The sequence below is a fragment of the Rugamonas sp. FW305-51 genome (assembly GCF_058786935.1).
This window is the reverse complement of record NZ_JBYSZG010000047.1, coordinates 30,439-46,399: the sequence shown is the minus strand read 5'-3', so window position 1 is coordinate 46,399 and position 15,961 is coordinate 30,439. Positions and strand designations below refer to the sequence as shown.

At 67.8% G+C, this 15,961-nt stretch carries 11 protein-coding genes; 8 read left to right on the top strand and 3 right to left on the bottom strand.

Going from position 1 to position 15,961, the window contains the following annotated elements; translation table 11 throughout:
• Positions 1-239: 239 nt before the first annotated feature.
• Positions 240-1,646, bottom strand: a complete 1,407-nt coding sequence (locus AC3WOS_RS23815; protein ID WP_492719174.1) for an IgA Peptidase M64 — start codon at positions 1,644-1,646, stop codon at positions 240-242.
• 235 nt (positions 1,647-1,881) lie between these two features.
• Positions 1,882-3,114, bottom strand: coding sequence for a cyanophycinase (locus tag AC3WOS_RS23810; RefSeq protein WP_492719168.1), 1,233 nt, complete (start codon positions 3,112-3,114; stop codon positions 1,882-1,884).
• A 318-nt stretch (positions 3,115-3,432) separates the two neighbouring features.
• Here AC3WOS_RS23810 and argH point away from each other — a divergent pair, with 318 nt between their 5' ends.
• From argH to AC3WOS_RS23790, 4 genes are all read left to right on the top strand, one after another.
• A complete protein-coding gene (argH, locus tag AC3WOS_RS23805; protein ID WP_492719166.1) occupies positions 3,433-4,830 on the top strand; it encodes an argininosuccinate lyase in 1,398 nt (465 codons plus the stop codon).
• A 163-nt stretch (positions 4,831-4,993) separates the two neighbouring features.
• Positions 4,994-5,566 carry a TRAP transporter small permease subunit gene (locus tag AC3WOS_RS23800; protein WP_492719172.1) on the top strand — a complete coding sequence of 191 codons (573 nt, stop codon included), beginning with the start codon at positions 4,994-4,996 and terminating at the stop codon, positions 5,564-5,566.
• Positions 5,567-5,600: 34 nt separating this feature from the next.
• Complete coding sequence (locus tag AC3WOS_RS23795) at positions 5,601-7,265, top strand: TRAP transporter large permease (protein WP_492719164.1); 1,665 nt, start codon at positions 5,601-5,603, stop codon at positions 7,263-7,265.
• Positions 7,262-7,954, top strand: a complete 693-nt coding sequence (locus tag AC3WOS_RS23790) for a DUF6445 family protein (RefSeq protein WP_492719162.1) — start codon at positions 7,262-7,264, stop codon at positions 7,952-7,954. Before AC3WOS_RS23795 ends, AC3WOS_RS23790 begins: the two co-directional genes overlap by 4 nt.
• 60 nt (positions 7,955-8,014) lie before the next feature.
• Here the strand turns inward: AC3WOS_RS23790 and AC3WOS_RS23785 are convergent, their stop codons facing one another.
• Entirely contained in the window at positions 8,015-8,689 is a 675-nt protein-coding gene (locus tag AC3WOS_RS23785; RefSeq protein ID WP_492719160.1) for a hypothetical protein, read from the bottom strand.
• Positions 8,690-9,422: 733 nt separating this feature from the next.
• On the opposite strand from AC3WOS_RS23785, the gene AC3WOS_RS23780 reads away from it, so the two are divergent.
• The 4 genes from AC3WOS_RS23780 (at position 9,423) to AC3WOS_RS23765 (ending at position 15,897) form a co-directional block, all read left to right on the top strand.
• On the top strand, positions 9,423-11,957 hold the full coding sequence (locus AC3WOS_RS23780; RefSeq protein WP_492719158.1) for a M4 family metallopeptidase: 2,535 nt from the start codon (positions 9,423-9,425) through the stop codon (positions 11,955-11,957).
• 229 nt (positions 11,958-12,186) lie between these two features.
• Positions 12,187-13,410 (top strand): type II secretion system F family protein, encoded by a 1,224-nt coding sequence (locus AC3WOS_RS23775; protein WP_492719156.1) that lies wholly within the window; start codon positions 12,187-12,189, stop codon positions 13,408-13,410.
• Positions 13,407-15,098: a GspE/PulE family protein gene (locus AC3WOS_RS23770; protein ID WP_492719154.1), complete on the top strand. Its 1,692-nt coding sequence runs from the start codon at positions 13,407-13,409 to the stop codon at positions 15,096-15,098. The genes AC3WOS_RS23775 and AC3WOS_RS23770 overlap by 4 nt, the downstream gene beginning before the upstream one ends.
• Positions 15,085-15,897: a hypothetical protein gene (locus AC3WOS_RS23765; protein ID WP_492719152.1), complete on the top strand. Its 813-nt coding sequence runs from the start codon at positions 15,085-15,087 to the stop codon at positions 15,895-15,897. Before AC3WOS_RS23770 ends, AC3WOS_RS23765 begins: the two co-directional genes overlap by 14 nt.
• The last annotated feature ends 64 nt before the right edge of the window (positions 15,898-15,961 follow it).

The following is a 15,961-nucleotide window of genomic DNA, read 5'->3' as shown; positions in this document are numbered from 1 at the left end:
TAGGGGCGGCGGCAGCGGCCGGGGCGGGCTCCGTTTGCGGCGCGGCGGGAGTCTGGGCGTAGGCGGCGGTGGCAAGCACGGTGGCCATCAGGGCGGTCATCAGTTTAGTCATCATCGTTTCCTTTTTAAGGTTCAGTTAAGCGAAGTGCAGGTTAAAGGTCCTGCCGACGCCGCTCTGTGCGATACATAACCAAGCTCGACAATTTCCTATCAGTATCACATCGCCGCCCGGCGCGCTTTTATGGCTGTTCCGGCCGCGAATAGAGGTCGATGATGGTGCTGATGGCGTCCTGGCACACGGCGCAGAACTGGTCGCTGCGGTCGAACATCATGCACTGCATCTGCGCCCGGTAGTAGCCGGTCGCTTCGTAATTGGCCCCTTCGTAGGCGCCCACCGCTTGCCGCTTGGGGGCGCGCGAGAACAGCTCTTCTTCATGCGCCAGTTCGCGCTTGAACAGGGCGCTCATTTCCGATTCGGGCCGCTGCTGCGCCCGCAGCGCGAGCCGCTGCTGCTGGATCTGGCGTGAATAGGCTTCGAATTCCGCCTTCGGCCAGGCCGTCGGCAGCGCCGTCCCCGGCGCCACGAACCGCTTCCATTTCACGTTGGCCGGGTCGCGCAGCGCGGTGGCGTTCGGCTCCCACGGTTCGATCCGCGTGCCGCTGGGCCGGTACACGGCCGGCGAGGTGTAGTACTCGTCGGCCAGGCCCGCGAAGTGGTGGCCGAATTCGTGGATGAACAGGTATTTGGCCCAGTCGCTGTTGGCCGCCGCCGTGCTGAACTGGCCGAAGATGCCGCCCCCGCCGTACGTGTCGTTGTTGACGATGATTTCGATGAATTCGTAGGGGGCGTTCTGGGCCAGTTCGCGCAGGGCGCGGTTGTCGGTGGCCAGCACATAGCGCTCGCTGCCGAAAATGTCGTAGCGCGTGCCAAGGCGCGAGGCGTGGTGCACGCCGGTGGAGGGACGCGAGACGCCCGATTCCGGCGTCGGCGCGGCCAGCGCCCAGACGTTGAAGTCGTTGGCCCGTTCGCGGAACGGGGAGACGGAGAACAGCTGCCGCGCCATGCGGCGCGCCGTCGCCTCGAATTTCTTCATCTCGCCGGCCGTGTAGCCATCGCCCAGGATCAGCAGGTCGACCTTGTCCGGCGACGGGCCGCTCACATGGATAGGAATGGGACGCAGGGCCGACGGTTCCTGCTTGCGCACCACGTCCTGTGCGGCCGGGTCCAGCTCCATGCTCCAGGCCAGCGTGAAGGCGTTGTTGTCGTCGCGCTTGAGGATGCGCACCGTGACGGGGTGTGCCGGCTGGGGAAAGCGCACCGATTCCTCGAAACCGCGGCTGGCCTTTTCCGCTTCGCCCGTCGAGCGCCATTCGTTGAACACGGTGGAAAAGCCGCGCGAATAGAACAGCTTGCCGCTGGCCTTGTCCACCACCTCGAACTTGTTGACGCCTCGGTCAGTGTCGTCCACCGTGCGCGCCATGTTGCCCGGCCACGGCAGCGGTTCGATCACCACCCGCTCGATGGCATATTGTTCGGCCGCCGCATTGCCCGTGTGCAGATAGTCGAGCCGCATGGTGGCCGGTGCCGATGCGGCCGACGATGCGGCGGCGGGTGCGGCGGCGGGTGCGGCCGTCACTACGGCCATGGGCGCGCTGCGCGACGCAGCGCCGCCCGTTCCGGCGACGGTGGCATAGGCAGGCAGTGCGCCGGCGCAGGCCAGCGCGGCGCCCAGCAGACGGCGGCGCACGGCGGAACGGGACAGGTGAAACTTCATGGCGGCTCCCAGGTAAGGAATTCAATCGGCAAGTGGGCCGTATTGTAATTCCGTTCCGGGCGCCGGGGCGGCGCAACAGGCGGTCGGCCGGAAGCGGCCGCCCTGCCTATTTGTACTGGTACAGCGGCAGCTGCAAATGAATGGGGCGGATGTCGAGGCGCAGGTTGTAGATCGAGTAGGCCTCGGCCATGGGCGACTGGTAACCCACGCTGTCGGCCGTCTTGGTGAACCGGAACTCGAAGCCCAGGTCCGGCGTGGCCTCGCCCGGCGCGCTCAGGGCCAGGCCCAGCGCCTCCTCCTGGCTGTTGTCGATCAGCTTTTCCATCAGGTCGATCACGGCATTGCTGCCCAGGATGTCGCCGCTGAACACGGGCACCTTCGAATAGGGACGCTTGGGATCGAGCTTGCCGGCTGCCTTGTCGGGCGCGGGCGTATAACGGCGCGAAGCCAGATTGTATTTGTCGCCATGGTCCAGATAGCTGATCACGACGTTCTTGACGTTGAATTCGGCGGCCGCATCGTCCGTGGTGGCGCGCGACAGGTCGATCAGCAGCGCGCCCGTGTAACCGACGATTTCCACTTCGCGCCGGCTGTCGATCACCATGGCCGTGTTCTCGTCCACCCCCAGCCCGATCTGGTAGCCCTTCTTGAGCATGGCGGGAATCATGCGGGCGAAGCGCCCCCGTACCAGCAGGTGCTGGTCGACGAACACGTCGTCGCCGATGAAGCCGAGGCCGGGCGCGATCTCGCGGCCTTCCGTCACGCCCTGCTTGAGCGTGGCCAGTACCGTCTTCGGTTCGTAGAACATGGTGCTGCTCATGATGGCGGCGCCGGCGCTGGTGCCGGCGATGACGCCACCGCGGCGGTACACCTCCCACACCGCTTCCAGCGTGGCGCTGCGCTGGCCGTCCTCGCGCAGCAGGGCGCGGGTGATGCGGGCCTGGTCGCCGCCGGCAAAGAACACACCGCCGGCACGGCGTACGGAATCGGCCAGATTGGCATCGTCGGCGGCCTTGCGGAAGTCGCTGTCGGCCAGCTTGACGGCCACCGGCACCAGGAAGGCATTGGCGCCATACTGGTCCAGACGCCTGATGATGGACAGGCCGGCCTGCTCGGGATAGGCCGAGGCCGACGGGAACACGGCGATGCGGGCCCCCTTGCCGCCGGCCAGCTGCACGATGCGCTGCCAGACCTCGGCGTTGTCGCCCCGCAGGCCGCCGCCGATGATGACCAGCGTGCCCTTGGGTGCAGCCGCCTCGTCGGCGTACAAGTTGCCCGTCGCGCAGCAAAACAGCAGTGCGCTCCCCAGATAAAACAGCAAAGTCTTGAGCACTCGCATATCTTGTCCGATCCAGGAAAACAGGCCGGGCCAGAATGCTCCCGCCTCAGCAGACAATATACCTGATTTGGCGGCGGGGTTTATGAGCGCGCAAATATATCCCCTTTTCCGCTCATGCCCGCAGGCGCAGGATGGCGGCCCGGGCGCCGGCGCCGGGCCGTCCGGGCGCCGTTCGGGGCGCGGGCGGCCCCGATTGTCGCCAAATTCCCCCGCCGCGCGCCCGTATCGGGCCCGATCCGCCCCTATTTATGCTGTGCCGGGCCATCCTTGTTTATAATCAATCAAATCATCCGGTCCACCTAGCCCCTTCTTATCACCATGACAGCACAACTCTCCAAAAAAAGCGAAGCCTGGTCTGCGCGTTTCTCCGAACCGGTCTCCGACCTGGTCAAGCGCTACACCGCCTCGGTCTTCTTCGACAAACGCCTGGCCAAGGCCGACATCCAGGGTTCGCTGGCGCACGCCGAAATGCTGGCCGCCCAGGGCATCATCAGCGCCGCCGACCGCGCCGAAATCGAGCGCGGCATGACCCAGATCGCCCAGGAAATCGAGGCCGGCCAGTTCGAATGGCTGCTGGACCTGGAAGACGTGCACCTCAATATCGAAAAACGCCTGACCGAACTGGTGGGCGACGCCGGCAAGCGGCTGCACACGGGCCGCTCGCGCAACGACCAGGTGGCCACCGACATCCGCCTCTACGTACGCTCGGCCATCGACGACATCCTGGTCCTGCTGGCGGCCCTGCGCGGCGCCCTGACCGACCTGGCCGAAGACCACGCCGACACCATCCTGCCCGGCTTCACCCACATGCAGGTGGCCCAGCCGATCACCTTCGGCCACCACATGCTGGCCTACGTCGAGATGTTCGGACGCGACGCCGAGCGCATGGCCGATTGCCGCAAGCGCGTCAACCGCCTGCCGCTGGGCGCGGCCGCGCTGGCCGGCACCACCTTCCCCATCGACCGCGTGCGCGTGGCCAAGACGCTGGGCTTCGACGACGTCTGCCACAACTCGCTGGACGCCGTCTCGGACCGCGATTTCGCGATCGAATTCACGGCCGCCGCCTCGCTGATCATGACCCACGTGTCGCGCATGTCGGAAGAACTGGTGATCTGGATGAGCCCACGGGTGGGCTTCATCGACATCGCCGACCGCTTCTGCACCGGCTCGTCCATCATGCCGCAGAAGAAGAACCCGGACGTGCCGGAACTGGCGCGCGGCAAGACGGGCCGCGTCTACGGCCACCTGATGGGCCTGTTGACCCTGATGAAAGGCCAGCCGCTGGCCTACAACAAGGACAACCAGGAAGACAAGGAACCGCTGTTCGACACGGTCGATACGGTGGTCGACACGCTGCGCATCTTCGCCGACATGGCCGGCGGCATCAGCGTCAAGCCGGAAGCGATGCGCAGCGCCGCCCTGCAGGGCTACGCCACCGCCACCGACCTGGCCGACTACCTGGTCAAGAAGGGCCTGCCGTTCCGCGACGCGCACGAAGCCGTGGCGCGCGCCGTGCGCGCCTGTGTCGACCAGGGCTGCGACCTGGCCGACCTGTCGCTGGAGCAGCTGCGCGCCTTCTCCGACCTGATCGCCGACGACGTGTTCGCCGTGCTGACGCTGGAAGGTTCGGTGGCCGCGCGCGACCACGTGGGCGGCACGGCCCCCAACCAGGTGCGCGCCGCCATCGCCCGCGTGCGGGCCCAGCTGGCCAAGTAAGCGACAAAACGGCCGCCGCGCGGGGGGGAGGGGGGGCGCCCCGCCCGCCCCGCCGCGCCGGCAGCGCGAGTACGCAGCACGCAGCACGCAAGACATTACCCCGGGCGCCAACGCAGCGCCCGGCCAGCAACGCCTATACCGAAACGAGGAGACCGGAATGTTTATGTCGATATCGCGGGCCATCGACCTGCTCAACGAAAAGATCGCGTCCGCGGTGGCCTATGCGCTGCTGGCGGCCGTCGTCATCTGCACCGTCAACGCCCTGGTGCGCTACATCTTCAACGCCAGCTCCAACGCCTGGCTGGAAATCCAGTGGTACCTGTTCGCGGCCATGTTCATGCTCGCTTCCAGCCACACCCTCAAGCGCGACGAGCATGTGCGCATCGACGTCATCGCCGGCCGCTTCTCCAAGCGCACCCAGGTCTGGATCGACCTGTTCGGCTTTGTGCTGTTCCTGATGCCGATCTCGCTGGTCATCCTGTATTTCGGCGTGCCGTTCGCGCTGGTGTCCATCCACAGCGGCGAGATGTCGAGCAACGCGGGCGGCCTGATCGTGTGGCCGGCCAAGCTGCTGGTGCCGGTCGGCTTCACGCTGATGGTGCTGCAGGGCGTGTCCGAGATCATCAAGCGCATCGCCTTCCTGGCCGGGAAGATCGACGGCCACGAATTTGCCAAGCACGTGGCCACGCCGGAAGAGGAAATCGCGGCCATCAAGGCCGCCAACAAGCTGCAGTAATCCCCCCTACCTATAAGAGAGCGGAACGCGAGACATGGAATTATTCTTGACAGCGAATCTGGCCCCGATCATGTTCGGCGCCCTGGTGATCTTCCTGCTATCGGGCTTCCCGGTGGCGTTTTCCCTGGCCGCCAACGGCCTGTTCTTCGGCCTGGTGGGCATCAAGCTTGGCCTGCTCAACATCGAACTGCTGCAGGCCCTGCCCAACCGCATCTTCGGCATCATGGCCAACGACACGCTGCTGGCCATCCCCTTCTTCACCTTCATGGGGCTGGTACTGGAGCGCTCCGGCATGGCCGAGGACCTGCTCGACACGATAGGCCAGCTGTTCGGCCCCATCCGCGGCGGCGTGGCCTATGCCGTGATCTTCGTGGGCGCCCTGCTGGCCGCCACCACGGGCGTGGTGGCCGCCTCCGTCATTTCCATGGGCCTGATCTCGCTGCCCGTGATGCTGCGCTACGGCTACGACAAGCGCCTGGCCTCGGGCGTGATCGCCGCCTCCGGCACGCTGGCCCAGATCATCCCGCCGTCGCTGGTGCTGATCGTGATGGCCGACCAGCTGGGCCGCTCGGTGGGCGACATGTACAAGGCCGCCTTCGTGCCCGGCCTGCTGCTGACGGTGATGTATGCCGGCTTCGTGCTGCTGATCTCCATCTTCCGGCCCAAGATGGTGCCGGCCCTGCCGCTGGAAGCGCGCAATCTGCGCGAACCGAACGGCGACAGCGGCGCCCGTTCGCTGCTGGCCCTGGTGGTGGGCGCCGTGGCCGCCTCGTTCGCCTTCGCCCGCTACTACGGCGCCGGCCATCCGGCCCTGGCGGCCGATGAACTGGGCATCTTCTCGGCCGGCGTGGGCATCGTCGGTTCGTTCCTGTTCGCGCTGGCCAACCGCCACCTGAAACTGGGCCTGCTGTCGCGCATGGCCGAGCGGGTGGTGTTCGTCATGATCCCGCCGCTGGCCCTGATCTTCCTGGTGCTGGGCACCATCTTCGTCGGCCTGGCCACGCCCACCGAGGGCGGCGGCATGGGCGCCATGGGCGCCATCATCCTGGCCATGCTCAACGGCCGGCTGTCGTGGAGCCTGACGCGCCAGGCCATGGATTCGACCACGCGCCTGGCCTGCTTCGTGATCTTCATCCTGATCGGCTCGACCGTGTTCTCGCTCGTGTTCCGCGGCGTGAACGGCGACCTGTGGGTGGAACACCTGCTCTCGAGCCTGCCCGGCGGCAGCACCGGCTTCCTGATCGTGGTCAACCTGATGTTCTTCCTGCTGGCCTTCTTCCTCGACTTCTTCGAGCTGGCCTTCATCCTGGTGCCGCTGGTGGGCCCGGTGGCCGACAAGCTCGGCATCGACCTGATCTGGTTCGGCGTGCTGCTGGGGGTGAACATGCAGACCTCGTTCATGCACCCGCCGTTCGGTTTCGCCCTGTTCTACCTGCGCTCGGTGGCCTCCAAGGAAGTGAAGACGTCCGACATCTACTGGGGCGCCATCCCGTTCGTGCTGATCCAGATCATCATGGTGGCCCTCATCATCAGCTTCCCGCGCCTGGTCTCGGTCGAGAAGAAGGTCGACATGCACGAGCAGCTGGAACTGAAGCTCGACACCCCGTCCAGCGAGGAGAGCGCGCCGCCGCCCACCGAACAGAAACCGGACGAGGAGGCGCCGCAGCTGAACTTCTCGAGCGACACGGACAAGAAATGATGCGCGACAGCCGCGCCGCGCCCCAGGCCCCGGCCCGCCGGCCGGCCCTCACCTACCGCAAGCCGCAGCTGGGGCGCGACTACTGGGTGGCCGATTACATCCTGCCCAACGCGGACCAAGTGTCGCGCCGCTGTTTCGCCAAGGCGGACTGGGAACTGGGCGCGCCGCACCGCCCCGAGCCGTGGCCCGGCATGCGCAGCGCCGGCGCCCTGCTGCCGGACGAACTGGCGCAGGTGGAAGCGTGGGTGAAACAGGTGACGGGCGCCAAACGGCTGTGGCAGGAGGCCACGCCGCAGGGCAGCACGCTCAATCACAACTACGTGCAGCTGGTGGGCGGCATCGAGTCGGGCGCCCGGCCGCATACGGATTCGACCAGGTTGTGCCGCTACGCGGCCGTGATCTACCTGTCGCCCGCACCGCTGCCGGCGGCCGGCACCTCGTTCTACCGCCTGCGCTACCCGGACGGCACGCTGGGCGGCAACGTGTGCAGCCTGCCGCACGCCAACCTGCGCGAAGCATTGGGCGTGACCAGCCTGCCGCCGCAGGCCTGGCAGGAGGAGCTGCGGGTGGACAATGTCTACAACCGCATCCTGCTGTACCGGGCCAACCTGGTGCACTCGGCCAGCAGCTACTTCGGCTGCGACCATGGCGACAAGCGCATGACGGCCGTGTTCTTCTGGATGGCTTGAGGTCAGGGAACGGTGCCGCGCGCCGCGCGGCCAGCGCCCGGCGGCGCCGGTAGCAAAGCGCTAGCGCAGCCCCGGCCGGGGCGGCGCCACGATCTTCGACAGCACGGAAAACGCGGCTCCCGTCTGCTGCTGCTCGAGCAGCAAGGTCAGCTCCGTATAGGTGCAGATCATGTTGACCAGGCTGATCTTGTCCCACGCCAGCTGCTTGAGCACGGCGTGGTAGATGCCCGGCGTGCGGCATGTTTCCGGATTCAGGTGCAGCGTCACCGCGTTCAGGTGTTCGAGCCGCGCCAGCAGGCGCTCGCCGGCGAACACTTGCTCCACCACGCCGATCAAGGGCCGGCTGCAGATCACCATCACCTCGTTGACGCCGCGCGTGACGGTCACGAAGGCGCCGCGCACCGGTTCCGTCTGCGCCAGCAGCTGGCGGTGGCATTCATGGGTGTGTTCCGAATAGCGGAAGGTGAATTCCGTCAGCTCGGTGCGGGTGGTCAGTTCGCCCGTCTTCTGGGCCAGCACGATCTGGCTCTCGCGCACGGGCGGCAGGCGCTCGGACACGCGCCGCAGCGCCATCACGACGGCCGCCTGGCCGACCGGCTTCCACAGGTCGCTCTCGAGCTGCGGCTGCAGCTGGCGCGCCAGTTCCGATAAATTGATCAGGCCACGGCCCAGCCCTTCGGTCAGAAACGCCGATTCCATGACGATGCGCTCTACTTTGGTAGCTATCGACAGCATAGTGCTCTCCTGCTTGCGTCGCCGCGCCGGCCCGCCGGGCACAGGCCCCGCGACGGCGAACATATCCGCTGAAATGACAGGACGCCGCGCCGCGCCCGGACGGGCGCGCGCAGGGCGCCGGGACTGCGCGCGCGGCGCAGACCGGAATTGGCTATGTGGGAGGGGGCAGCACTGCGCTGGGCACGTTGCGGGACATGCGATAGCGTCTTGCCAGACGTGGGTGAGCAGTCATGTTTTTCTTCCTGTGGTTCCCGATGTGCGCGATGGTGCCGAGGGTCGTGCCCCGCGCTTGTAGTATGCCGGCCGAAACGGTATTCCCGCCGTTGCGACCTAGTGTAAATCGCAATATTAAAATTTCGCAACCTTTACCTCGCGCCAAGACCACCGAAGTGTTGCGTAAGTCACGCATTTAGAGTGTTACACCTATTTCGTGGCGGATTTCACACAAAAACGACCTATCGTGCGCGATTCCCACCCCAAATTGCGGTAAAAGCGGCCGTTGTGATGCTTACAAGAATGTCCCATTTTGAACATTCTTCCCCGCTGCGACCAATTTTCCAAGTTTTTTGACTTGGCCCCGGCGAACGGCATAGTGTGCCCCTGCCCGCTGTTTCCGCCGTACCCAGCGCCGCCCGGCCACCCCGCCGGACGGACGCGGGAAGCGCCGGGCTGGCCACGTTACCCCCGGCCAGGCAACCCTTCAATCGAACGAACAATACCCCATGGAGAAGAGATGAATTTACGTAAGACCCTACTTGCCGCATCCATCGCCGCCCTGCCGGTGGTGGCGTCCACTGCTGCCCAGGCAGCCGGTCCCCTGATGGCAGCGCCCGTCGCCCTGGTCTCTCCACAAGAGAGCGCCAGCCTGGTGGCCAAGCTGAGCGCCAAGGACAGCACGCTGGGCCTGGGTGCGGAGCACAGCTTCCAGATCGCCAGCCAGCATCCGGGCGTGGCCGGCACCAAGATCGTGCGCGTCAACCACACCTACCAAGGCTTGCGCGTGTTCGGTTCCGAAGCCGTGGTCGTGACCAATGCGGCCGGCGACATCGTCAGCCAGTCCGTGTCCGAGCGCCGCCCCGGCGCCCATGTCGCCGACGCGCACGGCCGCGTGGCCATGGCCACGCCGGCCGCGCCCGACCTGACCCCGGCCCTGAGCGGCAGCGACGCCATCGCGCTGGTGGTCAAGCAGGTGGCGCCGCGCGGCATCCACCGCTGGACGCCCACCTCGGAGCTGCTGGTCTACCCCGTGATGAAATCGGTGCGCGTGGCCTCGGCCGTCAACAAGGCTGAATCGGCCCTCAACGCGCTCGACCTGGTGGACGTGATCGACCACTACGAGCTGGCCTACATGGTCCACACCCGCATGGCCGACGGCAACCGCCTGGTCTACCATGACACGGTGGTCAGCGCCAGGACGGGCGCCGTGATCGCCCAGTGGAAGGCGCTGCAGACCGTGGTCGGCACCGGCAACAGCCAGTACAGCGGCTCCGTGCCCATCAACACCACCCTGAGCGGCAGCACCTACTCGATGAAGGATGCCAGCCGCGGCGTGGGCGGCACCTACGGCGGCATGGCCATCACCAACGCCAACCACAGCTCGGCCAACAACCCCAGCCCGGGCAGCATCTACACCAACACCAGCAACACCTGGGGCGACGGCCAGAACTACAGCGGCGGCAGCACCACCAACGCCAACGGCCAGACGGCCGCCGTCGATTCGCTGTGGGGCCTGATGAACACCTACGACGGCATGAAGAACGTGCTGGGCTGGTCCAGCCTGGACGGCAACAACACGGCCACCTACATCGCCGTCCACGTCGACAATTCCTACGACAACGCCTTCTTCGAGCCGGGCTGCAAGTGCATGTACATCGGCGACGGCAGCAGCTTCAAGAGCCTCGACTCGATCGACGTGATCGGCCACGAGATGTCGCACGGCGTGACGGACGCCACCTCCAACCTGACCTACTCGGGCGAGTCGGGCGGCCTGAACGAGTCGAACTCGGACATCGGCGGCGAGATGATCGAAGCCTACGCCCACGGCGGCGGCACCGGCACCGTGGTGCCGGCCACCGGCAACGACTGGATGATGGGCACCGAGATCGCCAAGGATGGCCAGCCGCTGCGCTGGATGTACAAGCCGAGCAAGGACGGCAGCAGCCCGGACGCCTGGAGCAGCACCATCAAGAACCTGGACGTGCACCTGAGCTCTGGCCCCAACAACCGCATGTTCTACTTCCTGTCCCAGGGTTCCAATTCCAGCTCGACGAGCGACTACTACAGCCGCTACCTGGTCAAGAGCCCGGCCGCCATGACTGGCATCGGCAACGACAAGGCGTGGCGCATCTGGTTCAAGGCCAATACCACCAAGTTCACCTCGTCGACCAACTATGCCGACGCGCGCGCCAAGGTGCTCGCTTCGGCCGAGGAACTGTATGGCGTGGGCAGCAAGGAAGCGATCGCCGTGCAGCGCGCCTACGCGGCCATCAACGTGGGCAGCGACGTCGATGAAGTGGGCGGCGGCGGCGCGGTGAGCATCAGCACCCAGCCGGCCAGCATCACGGTGGCGGCCGGTTCGACCGCCTCGTTCGCCGTGGGCGCCAGCGGCGGCACCGCGCCGTACACCTACAAGTGGTTCCGCAACGGCGCCCTGATCAGCGGCGCCAACGCGGCCACCTACAGCTTCACGGCCCAGAGCACGGACAACGGCGCCGTGTTCAACGCCACCGTGACCGACTCCTCGGCCACGCCCGTGACAGCCACTTCCGGCAACGCCACGCTCACCGTCAGCAGCACCGGCGGCACCACCGAGCGCGTCACCAACGGCGGCTTCGAGTCCGGCGTCACGGGCTGGAGCGGCAACACGGGCGACATCGGCTCCTACAGCGGCGAGACGGCCTACGAGGGCACCAAGTTCGCCTGGATGGGCGGTAACGGCAGCGCCGTCACCGAGAAGCTGACCCAGGCCGTGGTGATCCCGTCCACGGCCACCAGCGCCACGCTGAGCTTCGCGCTGCACATCGACACGGCCGAAAGCGGCAGCACCGCCTACGACAAGCTGACGGTGAGCGTGAAGAACAGCGCCGGCACCACGCTCGGCACGCTGGCCACCTACAGCAACGTGAACGCGGCCGCGGGCTACCAGATCCGCAGCTTCAACCTGTTGCCGTACAAGGGCCAGACCGTGACGCTGTCGTTCTCGGAGACGGAAGATTCGTCGCTGCAGACGTCGTTCGTGATCGACAAGGTCAGCGTGCTGACCCAGTAAGCGCCGTAACGGACGGTTCCTCCGGGAGCCGTCCCGCCGCCGGCGGCGCTGTTGTATCGGCGTCGCCGGCCGCAGTGCAACATTGCCTTTTTTGCAGTGCCAGTCTAAGGTAGCGCAGGGCTGCCCCGACTGTTGAGATTTTTTGAATGCGATAGAACCATGCGTACACCGAATTTCCCCGCCGTGCCCTCCCCCTTGCCGTCGGCCGACGTCCGGGCCCGGACCTGAGATGCAGTTCCAGTTGCAGGTGCAAGGCGCCGGCGCGGCGCGCCGCAGCGTGGCGCTGGACGCGGCCAGCGAAGCGGAAGCGATACGGCTGGCGGCCCGCCACGGCTGGCGCGTGCTGGCCATCGCCCCCGGCGGCGGCGCGCACGCCACCGGCACCGCTGGCATGGCTGGCGCGGCCGGCGCGGCCACGGCCCGGCCCCAGCCCTTCCCCCTGCTGCAGTTCAGCCAGGAGCTGTTGGCCCTGCTCGAGGCGGGCCTGAACCTGGGCGAAGCCATGGCCACCTTGCGCAACAAGGAGGAGCGTCCCGGCGCGCGCGCCACGCTGGGCGCCATCGAACGGGCGCTGCAGCAGGGCCAGAGCTTTTCCGACACCCTGGCCGGCTTGCCCGCCATCTTCCCCGACATCTACGTGGCCACCGTGCACGCGGCCGAACGCTCGGGCAACCTGCCCGAAGCGCTGGCCCGCTACGTGGCCTACCAGCTGCAGTTCGACGCCATCCGCAAGAAGCTGGTGTCGGCCGCCATCTACCCGGCCATGCTGCTGGTGGTGGGCACCCTGGTCACCCTGTTCTTGCTGGGCTACGTGGTGCCCAAGTTCAGCGTCGTCTATGAAAGTTCGGGCCGCGAGATCCCGTGGATGTCGCAGCTGCTGCTGGCCTTTGGCCGCGCGCTGGCGGCCCACCCGTGGCTGTGCCTGGGCGCGCTGGGCGGCGCCGTGGCCGGCGTGGCGCTGGGCCTGGGCCACGCGCCGCTGCGCGCGCGCCTGATCCTGGCCGTGCTGCGCCTGCCGGTGCTGGCCGCGCGGGCGGCCGAATTCCGGCTGGCGCGCTGCTACCGCGCCCTGAGCCTGCTGCTGCACGCGGGCATCCCGCTGGCCAAGGCGCTGGCCATGACCAACGCCATGCTGCTGCCGGCCCAGCAGGCGCAGCTGGCCCTGGCGCGGCGCGCCGTCGAACAGGGCTTGCCGTTTTCGGCCGCGCTGGAACAGCACGGCCTGGCCACGCCCGTGGCCCAGTCGCTGCTCAAGGTGGGCGAGAACACGGGCCGCCTGGGCGACATGCTGGAGCGCTCGGCCAAGTTCCACGACGAGCAATTCGCGCGCTGGGTGGACTGGGCCTCGCGCCTGCTCGAGCCGCTGCTGATGACGGTGATCGGGGTGGTGATCGGCGGCGTGGTGGTGCTGATGTACATGCCCATTTTCGAACTGGCCGGGAGCCTGTCATGAACGCCCGCGAAGGCGCCATCCTCGGTCCCGCCCTGCTGCAGGCGGCGCGCGCGGCGGCCATGGAACAGGGCCGGCCCCAGCTGGCCGTGCTGCAGGAACTGGCGGCCCTCACGCCGGAGGAATTCACGCGCCAGCTGGCCGCCCTGTTCTGCTACCCGGCCTGGCCCATGGCCCGGCTGCAGGCGGCCCGTCCCGCCTTCGAGCTGCTGCCCTACACCGATTGCGCCCAGCGCGACTGCGTGCTGCTGCACGAAGCCGGGGCCGATGGCGGCCATGGCGCGCCGGTGCTGGTGATCGCCGACCCGCTGGCCGAGGACGTGCTGCAGTGGGCCGGCTTTGCCGTGGCCGTGCCGTTCACGGTGGCGCTGGCCCACGGCGACGACCTGACGGCCTACCTGGCCCAGCTCGAATCGGCCCAGCAAGCCATGGCCGGCATGCTGGGCGAGGATGGCGCGGGGCCGGGCGCGGACACGGACGTGGAAGACATTTCCCTGATCCGCATCAGCGAGGACAGCAGCCCGGTCGTCAAGCTGGTCAACTCGACCATCTACGACGCGCTCAAGTTCCAGGCCAGCGACATCCACCTCGAATGCGACGTGGCCAGCCTGGTCATCAAGTACCGGGTGGACGGGGTGCTGGTGCAGGCCGGCCAGGTGCAGGGGCTGCAGATGGCCGAGCAGGTGATCTCGCGCATCAAGGTGCTGGCCGACCTCGACATCGCCGAGCGCCGCGTGCCCCAGGACGGGCGCTTCAAGGTGCGGGTCAAGGGCAGCGAGATCGACTTCCGGGTCTCCATCATGCCCAACATCTTCGGCGAGGACGCCGTGCTGCGCCTGCTGGACCGGCGCGCCCTGACCGAGGCGGCGCAAGCGCTGCGGCTGGAAAGCCTGGGCCTGAACGGCGATGCCATCGCCCACATCCGGCGCCTGGCGGCCAAGCCGCACGGCATGCTGCTGGTGACGGGCCCCACCGGCTCGGGCAAGACCACCACGCTGTACGCGGCCCTGACGGAAATTAACACGGGGCGCGACAAGGTGGTCACCATCGAAGACCCGGTCGAATACCGGCTGCCGCGGGTGCTGCAGATTCCCGTCAACGAAAAGAAGGGCCTGACCTTCGCGCGCGGCCTGCGCTCCATCCTGCGCCACGACCCGGACAAGATCATGATCGGCGAGATCCGCGACGACGAGACGGCGCAGATCGCCGTCCAGGCGTCGCTCACGGGCCACCTGGTATTTACCACGGTACACGCCAACAACGTGTTCGACGTGGTGGGCCGCTTCCTGCACATGGGGGTGGACCCGTACAGCTTCGCGGCGGCCCTGAACGGCATCGTGGCCCAGCGCCTGCTGCGCCTGAACTGCGAGCACTGCGCGGTGGACGTGGCGCCGGACCCGCAGGAGCTGCGCGACAGCGGGCTGACGGCGCAGCAGGTGGCAAGCTGGCAGTTCAAGGCCGGCACCGGCTGCGGCCACTGCCGCGGCACCGGCTACAAGGGCCGCAAGGCGGTGGCCGAGGTGCTGGTGCTGAACGACGCCATGCGCGAAATGATCTGCACCCGCGCCCCCGTGGCACGCATGAAGGAGGAGGCGGCGGCCATGGCGTTCCGGCCCGCGCGCGAAGCGGCGCTGGACCTGGTGCGGCAAGGGGAAACGACTTTAACGGAGCTCAATCGTGTCACTTACTGATCGCCTGGGTATGCGCACGCTGCGCCTGCACCTGGCGCCCCAGCAGCTGCTGGCCGTGCTGTGCCGCGGCGGCCGGCCGCAGGCTGCCAGCGCCGTGCGGGTGGCCATCGCCAACCCGGCCGGCCACTGGCAGCCGGCCGTGGACGCGCTGCGCATCTGGCTGGCGCGGCCCGGCCAGCTGGGCGCCGGGCTGGCGCTGGAACTGAGCCTGGCGGGCCGCTGGTGCCAGCTGCTGGTGGCGCCGTGGAGCGACGCCCTGCTCACCGAGGCGGGCGCGGCCCGCTTCCTGCAGACCCAGCTGGCCGCCCTGTACGGCGAAGTGGCGCGCGGCTGGAACGTGGCGGCCGACGACGCCCCCTACGGCCAGCCGCGCCTGGCCTGCGGCATCGACGCGGCCCTGCTGGCCGACCTGCAGGCGGCGGCCGGCCCCCGCTGCCGCGCCATCGAACCGGCCGTCAGCGTGGTGCTGCGCGCGCTGCTGGCGTCGCGCCCGCAGGCGCTGGCCGTGGTGGAAGCGGGCCGGCTGACGCTGGCCGCGCTCGATGGCGGCCGCATCGCCGCCATCGCCTGCCAGCCCTGCGGCACGGGCTGGCATGGCGAACTGGCCCAGGCCTGGCAGCGCTGGACCCTGCGCGCGCCGGAGCTGGCGCAGCTGACCGACATCGCCGTCGTCGACCTGAGCGGGGCCAGCCTGCGCCTGGCCCGCGCGGGCGGCGCCGACGTGCTGCCGCCGCCGTTCCGGCTGGCCGACAGTCCGTTCGGCCCCCTGCCGCCGGCGCACATGCAGGAGGCGGCATGAACTTCATCCGCCGGGTGCGCGCGGCGCGTTCATCCCGTTCTGCCGGCCCTTCTTCGCCACCCGG